The organism is Vibrio sp. ABH4_348 (genome assembly GCF_056159765.1).
The window spans coordinates 723,410-742,106 of the sequence record NZ_JBSWVW010000002.1 but is presented as its reverse complement, the minus strand read 5'-3'; the positions used below and the strand labels follow the sequence as shown (position 1 = coordinate 742,106).

The window sequence follows — 18,697 nt, the reverse complement described above, 5'->3', positions numbered from 1 at the left end:
GTAACCAAATATGTGTTAATACGCATATCAAGCCGAATTAGATCAGATACATCGACAAGTCGGTACCTTCGATTTCAGCAACTTGTTTGATGGATTCACGCTGCGCAAGATTAGATAAATACTTCGCCAAATTAGGGTAACTCATTGGCTTGGTGTCTAATGCACTTGCCCAATGACAGAGCATGAACATGTAGAAATCCAGAATACTAATCTGCTGCCCCAACAAGTAAGGTTTTTCCAGAATATTGGCATCCAGATGGGCCAGTACTGTTGCTAAGCGTTCTTGCATTTTATCACTAACCGAAGGTGCTGATTCTTCTACAGTTGTGAACCTGGTCGGATAAAAGAAAGGCATTAGATCAGCCTGAAAACTGGTCGTCAGATAAAACAGCCACTGGAAAAATTCGGTTCGTTTTGGATCAGCGATCGGCGGTAACATGGGATTTTCCGGATGTTTTTCTGCAAGGTGTAGGCAAATTGCAGCACTCTCTACGATTACTCGCTCACCATCAATTAAAGTCGGTATACGTCCAGTAGGATTTAACTTCAAATATTCCGGTGATTTTTGTCCTTCTGTGGCTCTATCTACCAAAATCAGCTCGTAATCTAAACCCAATTCTTTAAGCAACATATGAGGAGCCCAACTGGCGTTCCTGCGGTAATAAAATAGTTTGTACATGACAACTTCCTGTTATTTTACGCTGAGTTTAAAACAGTTCTAAATCTTGGTAAGGCTCATCAACTAGGCTTTTCAAGCGGCTTGCTAAGTCGCCACAGTGCAGTTCGAGTTTGTGGCCATCAGGATCGAGAAAATAGAGAGAATCTCCCTCACTGGAATTGAGCTTCCAGATTTCGACATTGTTATTAACAAGGTGTTGAGAAAGTTTTGGGAAATTTTGTTTAGATACGCTGAATGCATAGTGGGTATAGTCTGTTTTCTTATCCGGCTCATCGAGTGACAAGCACAGCCACAGTTCATTGAATTCCAAGTAGGCGCCAGACCTCCACCTTGCTTTCGGAACGAACCCTAAGAGGTTGACGTAAAAATCAAACGAACGCCCCACATCGGACACAGCCAAGGTAATATGATTCAATCCCGTAAGCACTCTCTTTTCCCATTTTCCCATTTTACAGGTTCAAAGCTCGTACCACATTTGAGCGGCTTAGCGACCTGCTTGCCGAATAGTTTATAGAATTGTAAATTACCTTCAAGCCAAGAAACTTGGTTTCGAACCAAAACCTATTCGAACCGTAAATTCCGACTAGATATCAATAGTTAGGCGCGCTCCCAGACCATGATCAATTCGGGCTCTCCGGTGTGACTGCAACACTGCTCTTGCTTCTGTACAAAGCCCATTCGCTGGTAAAACGCAATTGCCTTGGGGTTTTTCTTGTATACCGTTAGGTTGAGTGACTTGTAGTGATTTTGAAGGAACGCAACCAATTGTTTTCCTACGCCCCTAGATTGATAGTCTGGATGTATGAAGATCGCCGGTAAATTACCTTCGAAGTAACTAATAAAACCAATAACTTTGCTCTGCTGTTGGTAAACCCAGATTCGGCAGTTCGGCAAATAGAGATTTCGCATGTCATCGAGGTTATCTCGCCAAAACGTTTCGGGAATAAATGGGTGGGCGTTAATGGAAGCGAGTAGCCAAATATCTGCGACAGTATCTATCTCGCCATCGTGAATGGAACGAATCATTTCATTTCTCCTGGGCAGCTATACCCAAGTAACCTCAAGATGTGAGTTTCAGCGAGAATTAACTGACCTTCAGACAAGGAATTGGTTTGAAGCTATAGTCATTCTACATCGAGAATCGATAACGCAGTATGAAGGTCAGCTAAACTCGCCCTTGGGAGCTCATATTCTGTCCCATTTCTTCGTCAAAAAACTTGGAAAGGACTTGTCATTCCACTGCGTTCTCTTTCTTGAACTGGACCAGAATATGTAGCTCTGAATTCTGCATCTTGAAGTCACTTGGGTATATATCGAAGTCCAAATGCCAACACACCTGCCAGTCGTTTAATCAACTAACATGGGTGAAAGCACCTATCGCTCATTCAACCTGACTATCGATATCGCAAGTACTGCGACGAAAAGGTCAATGGCATTTCCTTGGACTTCCGTAGGCCGCTAATGTAATAGAATTTTTGTTCAAATACAATTACTAAGCCGCTTTCGATTGCAGAGAATTATTAGCTAGCAAGCGGTTTGCGGAGCGAACAAAGCGCCAATGAATAACCCAAAGTACAATGGCCAAAAGTCCTGCAGTTGACCCAATTTCATTGGGTATTAGAGAGATGATTTGCGCGCCACACCAACCGTAACCAGATATCCAACCAAAGCGCTCGATCGACGATAGAGAAGAATTCGTCTTCGATTCTATTTGCAGGCTCTTATTGACATGGTAAATGATGAAAAAATCTTCGATAAAATTGTATGGCAAAACAAACATCCACCACACACTGTTTGGTTTGGCTTGTCTTGAAGGGCCTGACACTAGCTCCAAACTGCGTTTTAAATCTCGTGCATACAGAAACACCAAGTACAAAAAAACTGCTATAAAACCGAAACTTCCCCATGTGCCCAACATCTGAACTTCACCCAAAATTCCGCCCTGAATGTCTGGATTTAACACCGGATACATTAGGCCGTAGGCAATAGGGATACTAAGCAAAATCTTGAGTAACGTTAGCATTATGACTTCCTTGTTTTAATTACATACGAATTAATTGAGCGCGCTCACTTTATGTCATTTTGACGGCTTAGGCAGAAGATTTCAATTAGCGATAACAAAAAAAGAGGCGCAAGGCCTCTTCTATCAAATTATTTATTGGTCTGGCGATTGTCAGTAATCACTTCGCTTGAATCTCGCGGCATCGATGATCGACCACAAATAAGCGATTGGCAGCATTAACCATCCGATCAATATCCAAGTCAACGCACCTGAAATGGCCCACCCGAGAAAAAATAGAATGGCGGGCAAAATACGGCCTTGCACAAGCTGGCCTAATCCCGGTATGAAAATATTACAAATCGCCGCAATGACGTTTCCACCAGAACCTTGTCCTGACATAGATACCTCTCTCTTATTTAAACTCTATCACTCACACTAGATAGTTTTTATCGTATTAACCAACAACATTGCATCGTTTATGCCAACATTATTAATCTTTATTTTCAATAACTTACTAGAGTTCCACTAAGAAAATAACACAGCCTACTGGTTAGTTTGGCTAAGTATTGGCAAATTTCACAAATCAAAGCAAGTCAATAACAATCATTGCTGAGCCATGCTGATAGCATGATTTACAGCACCCTCAAGTAGTGTGCGTTGGTCTCTCCGTACAACTCGATATTTCGCGTGTAGTTAAACTCAAGTTTTTCAAGAAGCGCACGAGATCGGCAATTGTTTAACTTAGTAACCGCTTCCAAATACGGCATCTTTAACTCGTCTCTTGCCAGATCTACAATCGCAATACACGCTTCGAGTGCATAGCCCTTACCAGTTTCATTTTCTAATAACGCATAACCTAAGTCAGCATATTCAAGTTCTGGTCGATTAACCAAACCACACATTCCCAATACTTTTCCATTGGACTTGTGTTCAATCGCATACAGGCCATAACCAAATTTTTGGTATTGAGTCCATGGCACGTCTTTCAAATACTGAAGTGCATCGTTTTCAAACTGAAGGCCTTTATCGACAATATTTTGTATAAAACTCGGCTCACTGAGTAGCTCTAAAATGAAACTGGTATCTTTGGCTTCAAACGGTCTGAGCCACAATCTTTCCGTTTCAACGATATCATGGCTCAGTAGATCCCTGATTGGTTGATGACTCACTCAGGCTTATCTCCCTGCGCCCACACTGCAAATTCATTACCGCTCGGTTCGGTAAAATGAAAACGGCAACCGCCGGGAAAGTTGAAAATAGATTGAGTGATCACCCCACCGCTTTGCACCACTTTTTCCTGTGTCGCCAAAATATCTTCACTGAAGAAAATCAGCAGCGCGCCACCGTGAGAGGCTTGGCAGCTTTTTTTGGCCAAATAAAAGCCACCGTCCAGTCCTTGATTGCTAAATGCGGTATATTCTGGTCCGTAGTCTTCAAACGTCCAGTCGAACGCTTGTTCGAAAAAAGATTTTGTCACGCTGAGGTCGCGAGCCGCGTACTCGACATAATTCAGTTTATGATGTTCCATCTTTGCCTTCCTTAGATGATGTTTTTACCGCGACTATTGTGTCACTTAATCAACTTCAAAATTGGCTTAAACGCCTCACTTTTGCAGTCTTTGACCATTTCATATAAACACATTTCTACACAGGTCACTTCTGCGCCACGTGCAGTCATTTTTTCTAGCGCTAAACGATGGTGGTCCGGATTACGTGAACTGGTGGCATCAGACACCACCTGGACTTGTTTGTTCATTCGTAAAAGGTGACTGACGGTTTGATACACACATATGTGGGTTTCTATACCGGCGACAAGCCAGTTTTCGACGGAATGGTCCTCAATGGCCTGTTTAATGTCAGGCGTATCGCAGGCATCAAACGTCATTTTGGCTAAGGCTGGTTGCCCTGCTAGCAAACTGGCAAGCGGTTCAACTGTTGGCCCTAAACGCTCTGGATTTTGCTCAACCCAAACAATTGGTACGCCAAGTACTTGGCAACCTTGGATCAATTGCTCACACCGCATAAGAACTTGCGAGCTTTGATGAACCAATTGGGCCAGCTTTCCTTGAACATCAATTAACAGTAAACCAGTGTTATTTTTGTCTAAAGTGAATTGCGCCATCCTTGTGTCCCTCTGATGCTAATTTAGTAAGGAAGTTGATCCGCCTCGACCCCAACAAAGTCAGGTTCGATAGAATCTGAAAACTGAACTGCGTTAATATGAGAGTGCCCTAACATGAAGGCTTTGCATACTCGATGCATCCCATCCATAACGCGACCTTTGGCACACAAGATGATCGGATAGGACAAATCAGCATCGCGTATTTGTTTCGCGTGTTGAACCACACTTCGGCACGTCGGTTTTGCACCACCTAAGTCATACCAAAATGCTTCATCGAGTTCTTTTATCTCCTCCAAAGCAACTGACTGAACAGGTAAATTTTTTGCGAGCTTTAGTAAGCGAAACACATCCCAAGAAAGCAGTCCGTGTTCTGATTGGCGAAAATGGTATTGCTGGTGCATGGTTTCCTCTCTAAAACGTTTTGAAAGCAGATTTACGCGACGTTTCGCTGCTTTTGTTTAACCGCTTTTTTGACTTTTTTCAGTGCGCGTTGCCTTTTCAACGGTGACAAATAATCAGTAAAAACGATACCGTGCAGATGATCGATTTCGTGCTGCATGACAATCGCAAGAAACTCGTCGCTTTCAACTTTGATGTCATTGCCATCTCGGTCAAGCGCCGAAACGACAACATGAGTGTAGCGCTCAACATCTTCGTAGTATTCGGGGATAGACAAACAACCTTCTTGACCAAATTCTTTATTGTCGCCCCACTCCACTTTTGGATTGATCAGGACTAATGGTTCATCTCGCGTTGGCGACACATCAATGACGACAATCGCGACAGACTCACCGATTTGCGGTGCTGCTAATCCCACACCATTTGGCTCGGAATACATGGTGTCCAATAGGTCATCGATCAAAGGTTGAACATCAGCAACGTTGTCAACGGGTTGCGCTTTCATTTTGAGCCGAGGGTCCGGCACTGTCAGTATTTCTCTTACTGGCATACCACTTCTCTAATTTTATGATTTATTTGGAATTATAAATTTCGAGTCTAACATTTTTAGTTACAAGTCATACAATTGGGTTCACATCCTTGCTTTTTGCTCGCAGGGTTTTAGTTTGAATGGATACAAAAAAATATAACATTAACAATAATTTAAGATTGCCCTTATGAATAATAAATTGAGTATTGTGTTAGCGGGATTGGTACTAGGGATTTTTATTGCCGGTGGACAGCGCGGATGGTTTGGACAAAGCAAAGAATCGTTTCCTAAGCTTCCGCAAGCGCCCGATTTTCCTGTGACTACCGAGTTTGATGGATATTGGTCAGGTAAACGAATTAACGTCACCAACAACAATTTGTGTGAACGCACGACCATTACCGGCAAAGTTGAAAATGGTAAAGCCGTGTTTCGCTTGACTTACAATGGAACGGGCCTGCAAGGCTGGATAAACGAAGACGGCTCGCTGCGACTTTACGCGTCTAATCGTCAATGGGACTATCGCTTTACTGGCAATGCATACAAAGACGCAATCAAGGGCGATTGGCACATCACCAATGGCCCCTGCAAAGGCACCTGGTTCTTGGAGCGAAACAATCCTTAACGTTAAGGTCGGTTGTGGAACACAATTCGGCTTAATTTTGGGTTTTGTTGGTAGAAATGCAGGTCGCCTGTCACCACGCCTATTCCTTGCTGTCTTAAATCGAGCTCAGGTGTCATCATTGTGTGCTTGAGCCACAAAAAGACTTCGGTGTCGTTGTCATGCATTCGCTTGGCAAAACCCTCTGGCCAACCCCAAGCGATATTGACGTACTCGTGGGGAAGAAAAATGACAGTATTCTTACAAGACTCCGGAAATACTTGGCTCCAACCCAATAACATGTAATCGAGCACACAAGATTTCATCGTACCTTTGCTCACCACTCTGAGCTTGTCACGGGCAAGAGTTACCTGCTTTTCTGTTTCTGTATCCAATATGATAGTGAGAGGTTTTGGGGCAACGCGTTCGGCCAAATCAATTAACTGAGTTTCGACAGTTTCAATAGCCGCCGCAGGCGATTTGATGTTTAGCCAAAACTCCGTGTTTGGAAGCGCTTCTATATATTCCTGTACTTGGTGAATTTGATAGCCGTGACCGCGCCAAGGGTACGTCTCGCCGTTATCGTAGGTGTAACCGTAACCTGCATCCAGTTCAGCCAAACCCGCTAGCGTGTGTTTGTAAACTGGCCCCACACCATCGGTGGCACAGTCCAAACGCCAGTCATGAAAAACCACCAACTTACTGTCTCTTGTAACATGCACATTGAGGTGCAGGATATCCGCACCATTTTCGACAGCGTAAATCGCCGACTCTAATGTGTTTTCAGGGTGCGGATTATCATTACGTAAAATGTTGTTCGCCGTGCAGCCATCTGACGCTAGACTGGTGTAATCCACCCATTGGCCACCAGCGCGATAGGCGGCTAATTTCCCCACGCTGCGATTGACCTCGGGTGTTTCTTTTAACACCATCACCATGACTATCAGTAAACTCACTATCCCAATCAGACTTTTCATTGTTGCGTCTCGAATATTGAAAGTCTTATTTATAGAGATTGATTGTAAAAACGGAGTCAAAGCCCAGTCATAGTTCACCAAATTGCATAAAAAACGCCTCGACAATTGTCGAGGCGCATATACCCACACGCATATGTGGGTAGAGGAATAAAAAAGACGCGAATCGAGTTCGCGTCAAAGAGCCTAAATAGGATGGATTGGTTAGGCTAAATCAACAGTGTGCTTACTCTCTACTTCCTGAGTTCCCTCTGTTTTCTCTCGTGATTTAGTGCGAACAAATAAACCTTTGAACTTACTAAACCCAGAGACAAAGTCCTCTAGAATTGTGTACAAACAAGGTACCAAAACTAGAGTGAGTAGAGTCGCAAACAACACTGCGAATCCGAGTGCAACCGCCATTGGAACAACCAACTTTGCTTGCATGCTGGTTTCAAACATAATTGGTAAGACGCCAGCAAATGTGGTGATTGAAGTTAGAAGAATCGCACGGAATCGACGACATCCAGCTTCAACAACCGCTTGTTTAATCGTTGCGCCTTGCGCACGAGCGTGATTGACATAATCTGTCATCACTAGTGAATCGTTAATAACTACACCTGCCGCGGCGATCAATCCGAAGGTCGACATCATGCTGATGTCCATACCAAACAGGTAGTGTCCCCAAATGGCTCCTGTCAAACTAAACGGAATGACCGACATAACAATCAAGGGCTGTAGGTAGCTCTTAAGCGGTACCGCTAACAAAATGTAGACCATGATCATACTGCCGACAAAAAACAGCATTTGTTCATTTTTTTGAGCCTGCTGCTCTTCAATGTCTCCACCCAGTTGGGTTCGAACACCTGGGAAGCGATCTTTAATCCCTGGCAAGATATCTTCGGCAATCTTGGCAACCACGGTATCCGGTTCGACGACTTCTTCATCAATTGCACCGTACACATATACCGTTCGATAGCCACCTTCACGACGAATGTTGCCCAAACCATTTTTCTCTTCGATGTCGACTACGTCACCTAACATAACCTGATCACCGTTCGGCGTTGAGATCACCGCATAGCGAAGTGAAGAAAATGCCTCTCGAGTGAGTTTTGGATAGCGAACCATCACGCGGATTTCTTCACCGTCACGCAAGATACGCTGAGCTTCACCCCCGTAAAAGCTGCCGCCAACCTGTTTTGCGACACTGACGAGATCTAGTCCCAAGTCATATGCTACTGGCTTAAGTGACAATAACACTTCACGACTTGCCGAATCGATTGACGACGAGATGTCATACAAGCCAGTTTCGGTTTGAAGCTCAGCAATCAGAGCGCGACCAGCGTTGTTGAGCACATCAATGTTGTCACCGTACAGCAGATAGCCAAATTCTTCAGAGTTACCATTGCCTGTTAAGTTGTCTTGAATTTGCAGTCGCTTAAGACCAGCAATCTCTGGCATGGCTTCACGCCAACGTCGAGACAACTCAAAGGTGTCATAGGGGCGCAGCTCTTCGACTACAAGTGGAGCAAGGATTTCTCCTTTAGTACGGCCTTTGTTAAAGGTCAGCGTATCGACCAACATTCCTTGGCCGTGTTCCGCGATGGTTTGCTGTTCAATCTCCCACACCATAGCTTCGATTTTCTTCAGCGCTGCAATAGTTTGCTCACTCGACACCTGGCTGCTCATGGTAATTTCGATATTCGGGAAGTCATGAGGTATTTTGGGCGATGGCACCATGCGAACATAATTCGCTGACACCATGGCACCGCTGACAATTAACATCGCAATAAACACTGTCAGTACCGTCCAACGCCACTCCACACAGCGCTCGACAAAACGGCGGTAAGGACCATTCACAAATCCGAAAAACACTTGGTTAAACTTGGCGCGAGCACCGGTGTCTTTTTTAGGGCCAAATTTTGTATGAGCTAAGTGAGCTGGGAGAATGAGCTTAGATTCAATCAAGCTGAATACCAGACAGAAGATCACCACCGCCGAAATCCCGATAAAGAATGCCCCGTCAGGCCCCTTTGAGAATAAGAAAGGCGCAAATACCGCAATCGTGGTCAATACACCAAAGGTTGCTGGCGTCGCAACACGTTTGGCGCCTTTGATGACATTATCGATACTGTGGCCCTTTTGCTCCACTTCGCTATAGACACTTTCACCGATAACAATGGCATCATCGACCACGATTCCCAGCACCATAATAAAGGCGAACAAGCTAATGATATTGATGGTCATACTAAACGCTGACATCAACATCACTGCTCCGAGGAAACACACAGGCAAACCAATCATTACCCACATTGCCAATCTAAATCGAAGGAAGATAGTGAGCATAATGGCAACCAAGAGTGCTCCCTGCCCCAAGTTCTTCAACATCATGTCCAAACGAGCATTGAGATAGAATGTCATATCAACCAAGGTTTTGATCTGCAGGTCATCTGGCAGTTCTTGGTTTTTCATCTCGATGTAGGACAATACAGACTCAGCAACAGGAATAATGTCCTGAGTTTTTGTCGCTTTTACCGACATCGAAATAGCATTTTGCCCGGAGTAACGGAAGTAACGGTCGGCTTCGGTTAACCCATCGTTGATTACGGCAATGTCTTCCAGCAATACTTTGCCACCATTCGCACCAATGATGACTGGAATGCGTCTAAACTCGTCACCGCGGTAATACTGGTTCTCAATTCTTACGGAAACGGTGCCCGAGTCGGTATTGATTTGACCAGCAGAAAAATTCGCCGAATAACGCTGTATTGCAGAAGAGACCTTTTCAAGCGTCAAATTGTATTTGCGAAGAACATCGGGTTTTATTTCAACCGCGATTTCTTCATTAGGCGCCCAAGTTTCAACTAAAAGCACGTTCTGCAGTTGCAGTAGCTCTTCTTCCACTTTTTTAGACACACGCTTCAGTTCAAGTAAGTCGCGATCACCAACTACTGCCAATTCAATGACTTCTTGCTTGTACTCAATCTGATAGATGTTGATAGGGTCCATATCTTTTGGAAAAGACCCGATCGACTCAACCCGCTGTTTCACCGTATTAAGAACAGAATCTAGGTCGTAATCAACATCAATTTCTAACTGGACGCTACCACTGCCTCGGCTGGCGCGACTGACGGTCTTTTTAATTCCAGTGACATCCTTTAGATTCTCTTCAACCTTGACCAATATGGTCTCTTCAATTTGTTGAGGAGACGCGCCTGGATAACTCACGTCGATATTGACGTAGTTAATCTCAACGTTTGGAAACATCTGACGAGGAATCACCAAGTAGCTCACAATGCCCATGATAATGAGAAAACCCATCAACAAGTTAGCAGCCACTGGGTTGTGAGCGAAGTACGCGATTAAGCCACTTTGCTTAGGTGTATTTGTATCTTGCATGGCGACTTACCTAGATATCATTGTTTTCAGTTTGAGCGTCACCACTGTCGGCGATAATCACGCTGCTTCCGGCTTGCGGGAATTCTGGTGGTGTCAGCACTAACTGATCGGATGCCTCTATACCATCAGCGATCAAGGCAAATTCACCTTCGGCTCTCGCAACCGTCACTTCACGAGGCTGCAGTGTGTTGTCATCTCCGACAACCCAGACCGTGCGGTTGTTAACCAAAGATTGAGGTAAACGATAAATATTGCTGAGGGTCTTGCCTTCAAAATTAACGCCAACAAAAGAGCCATACTTAATAGCAGGTAAGCCGTTATTGAGTCCGTAAGGATCTTCTAGGCGTACGACGAGATGCGTCATTCGAGTGGCGGAATCCACCACACCTAGATCACGAGATACTGTGCCTTGTCGCGCAACCAGTTTAAGACCTTGATACTCAATGTTGGCGGCAAGTCCTTCGACGCTATCTGGCAAGAAAGCGCTGTCAAAGCCCGCGATCGGAATCTGGATTTCAGCATGCTCGACATTATTGAGCATGGCGACTTCGGCACCCGCGTTTACAAACTGGCCAACACCAATGTTGCGAGTAACCACTAGCGCATCATATGGTGCTTTCACTTCACAGTTGCTCAGGTCACGACGAGCCCTTTTAAGCGCGGCCTGCGCCGATTTAACCTGTGCTTGCGCGCTTAATAGCTGGGGCTTTCGCAGGTAAAGATCAGTCACCTGACGTTTAGGTAAATTTTTAGCCTGTTTTGCTGCCACCTCAGCGCGCGCTTTTTCTTCAATCAGCAGTGCCTGCGCATTCGCTAAATTTGCTTCTGCTTGCAACACAGCGGCCTGGTAGTTGGCTTTATCAATGGTAAATAAAATTTCACCACGTTTGACAATACCGCCATCAACAAAATCAGGATGCCAACTGATCACTTCACCCGTGACTTGTGCAGAAAGCCTTGTGGTTTCAAACGGCTTCACTTCACCATAGCTTGTAATTACAACGTTGTGATCGATGGGTAACAAACGCTTGGTGTCTACTTTCGGTAAGGTATTCACCGTTTTTTCTTGCTCAGGCTCTGCCGCACCCTGAACAATCGTCGTGTAGCCAGCAAACGCTATACCTAACACCGCAAAAGGGGCTAGCCAGCGAGCGCTTTTCTTCAGAAAGCTTTTTTTTGACATGGGATCATCCTAATAAATCTTGTTGACTGACGTCGTGTCAGTATTCGTTTGCTACGACCACAGTTTTTTGCGTTATTCGGTTTTTGTACCGCGAACCATCGCACCGTCGAACCGTTGGTTTTACAATCAGATTTTCTAATAGCACTACTATCTATTAGCCAATAAAACAAAACCGAGATCACATCAATGGAGACACAAAACGTCACAATTGTATTGATGAGTGTCACACACTGCTGAACCAAATAATTTTCGATTCTTGCGCTATTTCGTCTTTTTTACTGATTGATGCACATTCACTGCAGCGTTGGTCACTCAGGCAGTACCTAAACCTTTATATCGTGGTCTGTTAGCACACACTTTATTACAAGTAGCGTGCCAAACAAAATATTCGATATGTAACAATAACTTATAGAAACACTTACATTCTAAAGCAAAACCAATTATACGAATTTGGCTAAATATTGGTAAATTTAACCAATGTGATTGGGTAGCGGTTATCTCGAAGGAATGCTCTACTGGAACGACAAATCGATAATGTCGAATCTCGACATTATCGAGACCAAACATTGTTGAATTTTTTATTTAGTGACAAACTACGGTCATTACTGTTGCGAGATTTCGACCATGACGAATGACAACCCAAGCCTATTACAAACAATCAATAACGAACTCAATCCGGAAACCAATCATCTCTCAGAGATGACTATCGCCAACATACTGACGACACTAAACCAGCAAGATGAAACCGTTCCAGCCGCGATTCGCGCTGTTTTGCACCAAATCAGTCAAGCAGTTGAGTTAATGGAGCAACAGCTACGCAAAGGTGGCCGAGTATTTTATATTGGTGCCGGAACCAGTGGACGTTTAGGTGTGCTCGACTCTGCCGAATGTCCTCCAACCTTTGGCACTAGCCCTAAGCTAGTTCAGGCTGTGATTGCTGGTGGTCACCAAGCCATGTTAAGTGCGGTTGAGAATGTCGAAGACTGTAAAATCAGCGCTGCAAACGAGCTCGAAGCCAGAGCACTCAACAAAACTGATGTTGTTATTGGCATTGCCGCCAGTGGTCGCACCCCGTTTGTCATAGGCGGTCTACAGTATGCAAGGAAAATCGGCGCCAAAACAATTGCGTTATCTACCCGAGGCCGTGGCGAAATTTCTTCTTTCGCCGATGTTTCCATCTCTCCCGATGTGGGCCCAGAAGCCTTGTCTGGCTCAACCAGAATGAAAAGTGGTACGGCGCAAAAAATGATTTTGGGTATGATGAGCACCGCGTTAATGATTCGGCTTGGCAAAGTTCACGGAAATAGGATGATTGATGTTAAAGCCAGTAATGAGAAGCTTAGAGTTCGCGCCACTCAAATGGTGTGTGATATCTGTGAAACTGATGCCAACACCGCGCAAAGCCTTCTGAATAAAGTCGATTACAACGTTCGCGCTGCGGTATTGATGCAGTCACTCGATATCACCGCCCAACACGCACTCGACATCGCCAACAGACCTTTTGAAACTCTGAAATACCAATTGGACACCGCAAGCTCGCAGGAGAAAAGCGGAAGCAGTAGTGCGCAAAAATAGGTAAAAAGGGATTATAAATAGTGACTTCAAGTAGTACGTTGCTAGCAACACAGTTAATGCCATTGCTGGGTGGGGCGAATAACTTAGCGTCAATTAACAGTTGTATGACACGAGTTCGTCTCACTGTGGTTGATATCAACTCGTGTCAAATAGAGGGTGTTGAAAAGCTCGATGGTGTGTTGGGTTTAGTGTCAGCAGATAACCAGCTGCAAATTGTCGTTGGGCCGGGTATCGCTGGAAGTGTCGCGCAAGCGATGCAAACAGACCGTTCAGTGTCTGCTTCCGACTGTCATCAGGTCGAACAAGCTTCTAACTCGAGCACACATGAGCCATCAAGTAAATCTCCAAACCATCAGGTCCGAAACAATAGTACCCAAAGCACTTATGCCAAGTCGAAACTTACAAGTGCAACAATCTCTTTCAAGCCTGTGTTACAACAAATTGCGGCTATCTTTGCACCAATTCTGCACATTATCGTCGCCAGTGGTTTGCTACTTGGATTGGAAAATGTGTGGCAACAGGCTTCCAATTCTGTCCCATCTATCGTTACGTTAGCGACGCAACTTGGACAATGGATGATAATGGCGATACCCATTTTTGTCGGTGTTCAGTCGAGTAAAGTCTTTGGAGGATCCATATTTGTTGGCGCATTGATCGGTTTACTGCTGACAAACACTATCGGATACATAAACCTGCCACATGCAACGACAGTTAGCGATCAGTTGTCTGGCCTATTCAACAATAACGGTGGCCTGTTGACTGTGATTAGCGCTTGCTACTTGGCTGCTCGTGTCGAACATCGACTGAAAAACGCGCTAAACGGCGCCCTTGAACTGTATCTCAGCACACTACTCACTCTTGGGTTTACGTTAATCGCAGTTGTCTACGTGTTGATACCCATCTGCGGCGCGATACTCGACTTAGTAGTGTTCTGCATTAACACGTTTGTGGTAGATAACTCTATCATCGGTGCGACAATTGCGGCGGCTTTTGCCGGTGCTTTCATGTGGTTAATAACGGCTGGTGCGCACCAGATTTTACTACCAATTCATGTCGAGCTAATTTACAGCGACTCGATCAACTACCTATTCCCAATACTCGCCATGGGTGGTTTGGGGCAAGTTGGCGCTGCCATCGGATTTGGTTTGACGACGGCAACCAAATCAGAGAAACAAACGGTTTTCAAAGCTATGCCATTGGGCTTAGTAGGACTCATTGAACCCTTGCTATATGGCGTAAATCTGCGTCACTCGCGTGTCTTTTTGTCAGGCTGCATAGGGGCCGCGATGGGTGGATTTCTTATTGCTAGCTTCCAAGTCGGTGTTATCGTTCCCTTTGGTACTGCGGGCTTATCCCTACTGCCTATGGTCGCCGACGGCAAATTTATTTTTTATTTGATCAGTGCTGGTGCGGCATTGTTTACAGGCTGTCTATTTTACCTACTCACACAGGTCGTAACCCGTCACTTTAACTCCGCATCATCAAAGCAAGGGATGTAAGTGAAATATGAATGACATTTTGAGCAAAATTCGTGCGTTGGTTGTATCTGACCAAAAAAGTGAAGCCAGAATTTCAAAATACATCATTGAAAACCACTTTGATTTATCCAGCCACAGTGCCACCTCCATGGCGAAAGACTTAGCGATGAGTGATTCATCAATCATTCGCTATGCCAAACGGTTGGGCTGTACTGGCTTCCCTGATCTCAAACTCAAACTAGCTGCATTCGCTAGCCAAATTAGTACAACAACCGATATCGTAGGAAGCCTCTCGAACCGCGATTCCACCGATGTTGTGATCGCTAAAACCAAGCAGTTGTTTAACGAGCAAATTGACCGTTCTATGGACTTGTTGTCGGCGCAAACCATCGATGAACTCGCTAAGATCCTCAGCCAAAGTCGTAAGGTTGTCTTAGCCGGAATTGGCGCGTCGGCATTGGTTGCCAATGATATTCACCACAAACTCACACGACTCAACCTCAATGTGCACTTCAATCGCGATTATCACACCCAAATGATGCAAGCAGCGTTATTGCAAGACGGTGATGTGTTATTGGTGATTTCAGCCAGAGGCAATACCAAAGAAATGGTTGCAGCCGCGCAATTGGCAAGGGAAAACCAGGCCTTGGTTATTGCGATCACTCGATACGGCTCAAATAAACTCGCGCAAGAAGCACAATTCCTAATTCCTTATTTGCACACCGAGCAACACGAAAACTTTGGTATGGTTACCCCACAGTTACTGCAAATGATCGCATTCGACGTCTTGTATTTTCGACTAGTAAATCTTGTTGGCACGGATCCCATCATCAAAACACGTCGCGCCGTAGAGAAAATTCAAGAAGCTTAAAACTCAACCATCACCTTTCTATCCCTCACTTTTCAAAAATAACGGACAGAAATCGACGGCCAATTATTTCTAGTTGGCTGTCGCCAGGTGTCTGATAATCAACTGGTTCTAGACATAAAAATCATTTACTTAATCTTAAGTGACGAGTTGAACATATCGCTGCTATGACCTAAGTTCATAGAGGAATGTTAGTTGTTAAAATCATTGAGTGAATCTTATGTCCAAAGTCTTGATCCCGCTTCTTTTTAGTTTCATATTCATAACTCCTGCGGTTGCAGATCATCTAGGTTCACCTGAAGGGGAAGTGGTGTTGACAGTGTATGGCAAGATCGGAAGCACTAACGTTGGAAATGAAGCTGAATTTGATATGGCCATGCTTGAAGAGCTGCCTGAAGCAACCATCCAAACGTCCAGTCCATTCAGCACAAAAGTTGCAACTTATCAAGGCTTTCTATTTGCAGACTTACTTAAATTAGTTAATGCCCAAGGGGAAGTAATACGAGTTCAAGCGCTGGATGAATACGTGTCATCAATCCCTATCAGTGATATTGAAAAATACGGTCTCCTACTCGCTACCCACGAAAATGGCGAACAGCTGACCATAGACAATAAGGGGCCACTCTTCGTGGTCTACCCGTTCGACGAGTTTGATGAACTTAATTATGATTTGTTTTACAACCGTTCCGTTTGGCAAGTTCGTTACATCGAGGTCGAGTAGTCTAAATGTCGACATCATCAGGTAAACAATCACCTACTTTTGTCCTTGCCGCGTGTTTGGCTGCGTTGCTGGTAGGCTTAATCATCTACGCTTTTATATCTGCTCAACAAATTAGCAGCAGCAATTACACGCCTTACCTTTCAATTGTAAACAACAACATCAACGCGAGATCAAAGCTGCTGCTGATAAAAACCAGTTTGCAAGATTATCAAATTGCTCAGAACGACAAGAACTTTCGAAGTCTTAAACTCAAAGCTCGAGTAATGAGAGCGAGCATTACCAACGATTTGTTTAGCGATGATACGCGAAAACTCCATAGCGACTTTGGCGATACCGAAGTTCTCGACCAGCTCGCGTCAAATTTGGAAAAAATTGCCGACACTCTGATTGCGCTAGAACGCAATGACGATGCCCTGGATGTAATCGTACTGACGTCATTAAACTTAGACCGTTTGATACAAAACTGGACTCGTTACAGCGCCGATGTCACGCAGAAAGTTCAAGCGCATCAAAATGACTTTTTGCAATTACGTGAGTCTTTCTACCAACGTCAGTATTGGTATCACCTGATTATATTGCTTACCGCGCTCAGTATTATTGGTTTGGTTTACAAACTTTACGCCAACCAAAAACGTTTGGCAGAACAACTTTCTAACAAAAACAGTGAATTACAAAGCGCCAAAGCGGATGCAGAAACGAGCACACGCGCCAAATCGACCTTCTTGGCGAATATATCTCACGAAATACGCACACCTCTTAACGCAATTATTGGTCTCAGTAACACCTCGCTTTACCCGCAAGCCGACGGCCACACAAAAGAACACATCAATCTAATCAACCAAGCTGGATTACATCTATTGGCTTTGGTCAACGATGTCCTTGATTTGTCGAAAGTAGAAGCAGGCAAACTCAATATTGAAAACACTTCCTTTTCACTGCGCGAGATTATCGAAAATGTGAGAACCTTGTTTGTTCAACGCAAAGAAAAGCATCATGTCGAAGCGGTAATTGTAACGCCGAAAAACTGTGACTTAATCTTAAAAGGGGATCCAACACGTATTCTGCAAGTCATTAGTAATTTTTGTTCGAATGCATGGAAATTTACTGAATCGGGACACGTCACTGTCGAGTTTGTCACCAGTTTCTCAGACAATGATTGCGAGCTTTGCGTTAAGGTCACGGATACGGGGATTGGTCTCAGCGCAGAGCAAATCGATAAGATATTTGAAGAGTTTGTACAAGGTGATGAATCTACCACGCGTAAATACGGCGGGACGGGTCTAGGGCTCGCGATCAGCCGAAAACTGATCAAAAACATGGGTGGCGATATCAAGGTTGAAAGCGAACAAGGAATGGGCGCCACGTTTAGCTTCTCGATTAATCTCGAATTGGTGAAAATGCAGCCAGATCAACTCAAAATTGAACCTGATGCACCCCTTTATCTATACGACACACAGTATTCGAGCTTAGTTGAAAATGACATGACCCGATTGGGATTTAGGGTATGTCCCATCTCTGAGCGCCCAGCCGATTCCGACTCACCGATTGTCCTATTTCATCCACAATCGATGGATCTTGATGCCTTAAAAAAGGTTCTGGTGGGAAAACTCAACGATTGCCCAGTCATTTTGATTACCGACTGGTTCAATCGTATGCAATTACATAGCTTTACCAATTTGCAGTTTATCAGCAAACCTTACACCAGCTACAAACTACTCGATGTGATTAAGCCTTTGGTCACCTCTGGCAGTCAGCCGTCTAATGAACCGATAGAAAATGACAAGCCACTAGAAGACCTGTCAATTCTGGTAGTGGAAGACGTCAAAATGAATCAGCTGGTCGCCAAGTACACCTTAGACAACTTAGGTGCCAAGGTGACTCTGGCTGACAACGGTAAAGAGTGCCTAAATTTACTAGCAAAAAATCACTACGATTTAGTTTTCTTGGATATTCAAATGCCCGTGATGGATGGTCTAACGGCGTTAGAACACATTAAAACGGGCGATCTTACCCATGGTGCGCCTGTGGTGGCACTGACCGCCAACGCGTTCAACGAAGACATCATGCAGTACCACGAAGCAGGCTTTGACGACGTTGTCGCCAAGCCATTTAACGCGCAAGAACTCACTCAGTGTGTAGCCAAGCTCATACCGCTCCCACAAGATGCCAAGGTTTATTTAAACTCATAAAAA

General features: G+C 44.5%; 19 protein-coding genes. 6 read left to right on the top strand and 13 right to left on the bottom strand.

Translation table 11 applies throughout. The features are described from left to right. Positions 1-37 precede the first annotated feature (37 nt). From ACXAFJ_RS17145 to def, 10 genes are all read right to left on the bottom strand, one after another. A complete protein-coding gene (locus ACXAFJ_RS17145) occupies positions 38-679 on the bottom strand; it encodes a glutathione S-transferase family protein (protein ID WP_475325095.1) in 642 nt (213 codons plus the stop codon). A 28-nt stretch (positions 680-707) separates the two neighbouring features. Then, complete coding sequence (locus ACXAFJ_RS17140) at positions 708-1,106, bottom strand: VOC family protein (protein ID WP_475325094.1); 399 nt, start codon at positions 1,104-1,106, stop codon at positions 708-710. Between the two features lie 170 nt (positions 1,107-1,276). After that, entirely contained in the window at positions 1,277-1,705 is a 429-nt protein-coding gene (locus tag ACXAFJ_RS17135) for an N-acetyltransferase (protein ID WP_475325092.1), read from the bottom strand. 466 nt (positions 1,706-2,171) lie between these two features. Continuing rightward, positions 2,172-2,702 (bottom strand): hypothetical protein, encoded by a 531-nt coding sequence (locus ACXAFJ_RS17130; protein ID WP_475325091.1) that lies wholly within the window; start codon positions 2,700-2,702, stop codon positions 2,172-2,174. 150 nt (positions 2,703-2,852) lie between these two features. Then, positions 2,853-3,080, bottom strand: a complete 228-nt coding sequence (locus ACXAFJ_RS17125) for a hypothetical protein (RefSeq protein WP_475325090.1) — start codon at positions 3,078-3,080, stop codon at positions 2,853-2,855. Positions 3,081-3,313: 233 nt separating this feature from the next. Continuing rightward, entirely contained in the window at positions 3,314-3,850 is a 537-nt protein-coding gene (locus tag ACXAFJ_RS17120; RefSeq protein ID WP_475325089.1) for a GNAT family N-acetyltransferase, read from the bottom strand. Then, positions 3,847-4,209, bottom strand: coding sequence for a VOC family protein (locus ACXAFJ_RS17115; protein WP_475325087.1), 363 nt, complete (start codon positions 4,207-4,209; stop codon positions 3,847-3,849). Before ACXAFJ_RS17115 ends, ACXAFJ_RS17120 begins: the two co-directional genes overlap by 4 nt. A gap of 41 nt (positions 4,210-4,250) precedes the next feature. Beyond that, positions 4,251-4,802 carry an isochorismatase family protein gene (locus ACXAFJ_RS17110; RefSeq protein WP_475325086.1) on the bottom strand — a complete coding sequence of 184 codons (552 nt, stop codon included), beginning with the start codon at positions 4,800-4,802 and terminating at the stop codon, positions 4,251-4,253. A 23-nt stretch (positions 4,803-4,825) separates the two neighbouring features. Beyond that, positions 4,826-5,203 (bottom strand): hypothetical protein, encoded by a 378-nt coding sequence (locus ACXAFJ_RS17105; protein ID WP_475325084.1) that lies wholly within the window; start codon positions 5,201-5,203, stop codon positions 4,826-4,828. Between the two features lie 32 nt (positions 5,204-5,235). Then, positions 5,236-5,751 carry a peptide deformylase gene (gene def, locus ACXAFJ_RS17100; protein WP_475325082.1) on the bottom strand — a complete coding sequence of 172 codons (516 nt, stop codon included), beginning with the start codon at positions 5,749-5,751 and terminating at the stop codon, positions 5,236-5,238. Positions 5,752-5,917: 166 nt separating this feature from the next. Here def and ACXAFJ_RS17095 point away from each other — a divergent pair, with 166 nt between their 5' ends. Further along, the gene (locus ACXAFJ_RS17095; protein ID WP_475325081.1) at positions 5,918-6,352 is read left to right on the top strand and encodes a hypothetical protein; all 435 of its coding nucleotides are present in this window, start codon (positions 5,918-5,920) and stop codon (positions 6,350-6,352) included. A gap of 2 nt (positions 6,353-6,354) precedes the next feature. On the opposite strand, the gene ACXAFJ_RS17090 is transcribed toward ACXAFJ_RS17095, so the two are convergent. The 3 genes from ACXAFJ_RS17090 to ACXAFJ_RS17080 form a co-directional block, all read right to left on the bottom strand. Continuing rightward, positions 6,355-7,305, bottom strand: a complete 951-nt coding sequence (locus tag ACXAFJ_RS17090; RefSeq protein ID WP_475325079.1) for a glycerophosphodiester phosphodiesterase family protein — start codon at positions 7,303-7,305, stop codon at positions 6,355-6,357. Positions 7,306-7,506: 201 nt separating this feature from the next. Continuing rightward, on the bottom strand, positions 7,507-10,680 hold the full coding sequence (locus tag ACXAFJ_RS17085; RefSeq protein ID WP_475325078.1) for an efflux RND transporter permease subunit: 3,174 nt from the start codon (positions 10,678-10,680) through the stop codon (positions 7,507-7,509). A gap of 10 nt (positions 10,681-10,690) precedes the next feature. Then, positions 10,691-11,863: an efflux RND transporter periplasmic adaptor subunit gene (locus tag ACXAFJ_RS17080; RefSeq protein WP_475325076.1), complete on the bottom strand. Its 1,173-nt coding sequence runs from the start codon at positions 11,861-11,863 to the stop codon at positions 10,691-10,693. Between the two features lie 624 nt (positions 11,864-12,487). Here ACXAFJ_RS17080 and murQ point away from each other — a divergent pair. The 5 genes from murQ to ACXAFJ_RS17055 all read left to right on the top strand — a co-directional run bounded on the left by murQ (position 12,488) and on the right by ACXAFJ_RS17055 (position 18,694). Continuing rightward, a complete protein-coding gene (gene murQ / locus ACXAFJ_RS17075) occupies positions 12,488-13,438 on the top strand; it encodes an N-acetylmuramic acid 6-phosphate etherase (RefSeq protein ID WP_475325075.1) in 951 nt (316 codons plus the stop codon). 20 nt (positions 13,439-13,458) lie between these two features. After that, positions 13,459-14,937, top strand: a complete 1,479-nt coding sequence (locus ACXAFJ_RS17070) for a PTS transporter subunit EIIC (RefSeq protein WP_475325073.1) — start codon at positions 13,459-13,461, stop codon at positions 14,935-14,937. 7 nt (positions 14,938-14,944) lie between these two features. After that, positions 14,945-15,787 (top strand): MurR/RpiR family transcriptional regulator, encoded by an 843-nt coding sequence (locus tag ACXAFJ_RS17065; RefSeq protein WP_475325072.1) that lies wholly within the window; start codon positions 14,945-14,947, stop codon positions 15,785-15,787. A 217-nt stretch (positions 15,788-16,004) separates the two neighbouring features. After that, positions 16,005-16,505 (top strand): putative pterin-binding protein, encoded by a 501-nt coding sequence (locus ACXAFJ_RS17060; RefSeq protein ID WP_475325071.1) that lies wholly within the window; start codon positions 16,005-16,007, stop codon positions 16,503-16,505. Positions 16,506-16,510: 5 nt separating this feature from the next. After that, the gene (locus ACXAFJ_RS17055; RefSeq protein WP_475325069.1) at positions 16,511-18,694 is read left to right on the top strand and encodes an ATP-binding protein; all 2,184 of its coding nucleotides are present in this window, start codon (positions 16,511-16,513) and stop codon (positions 18,692-18,694) included. Positions 18,695-18,697: the final 3 nt, after the last annotated feature.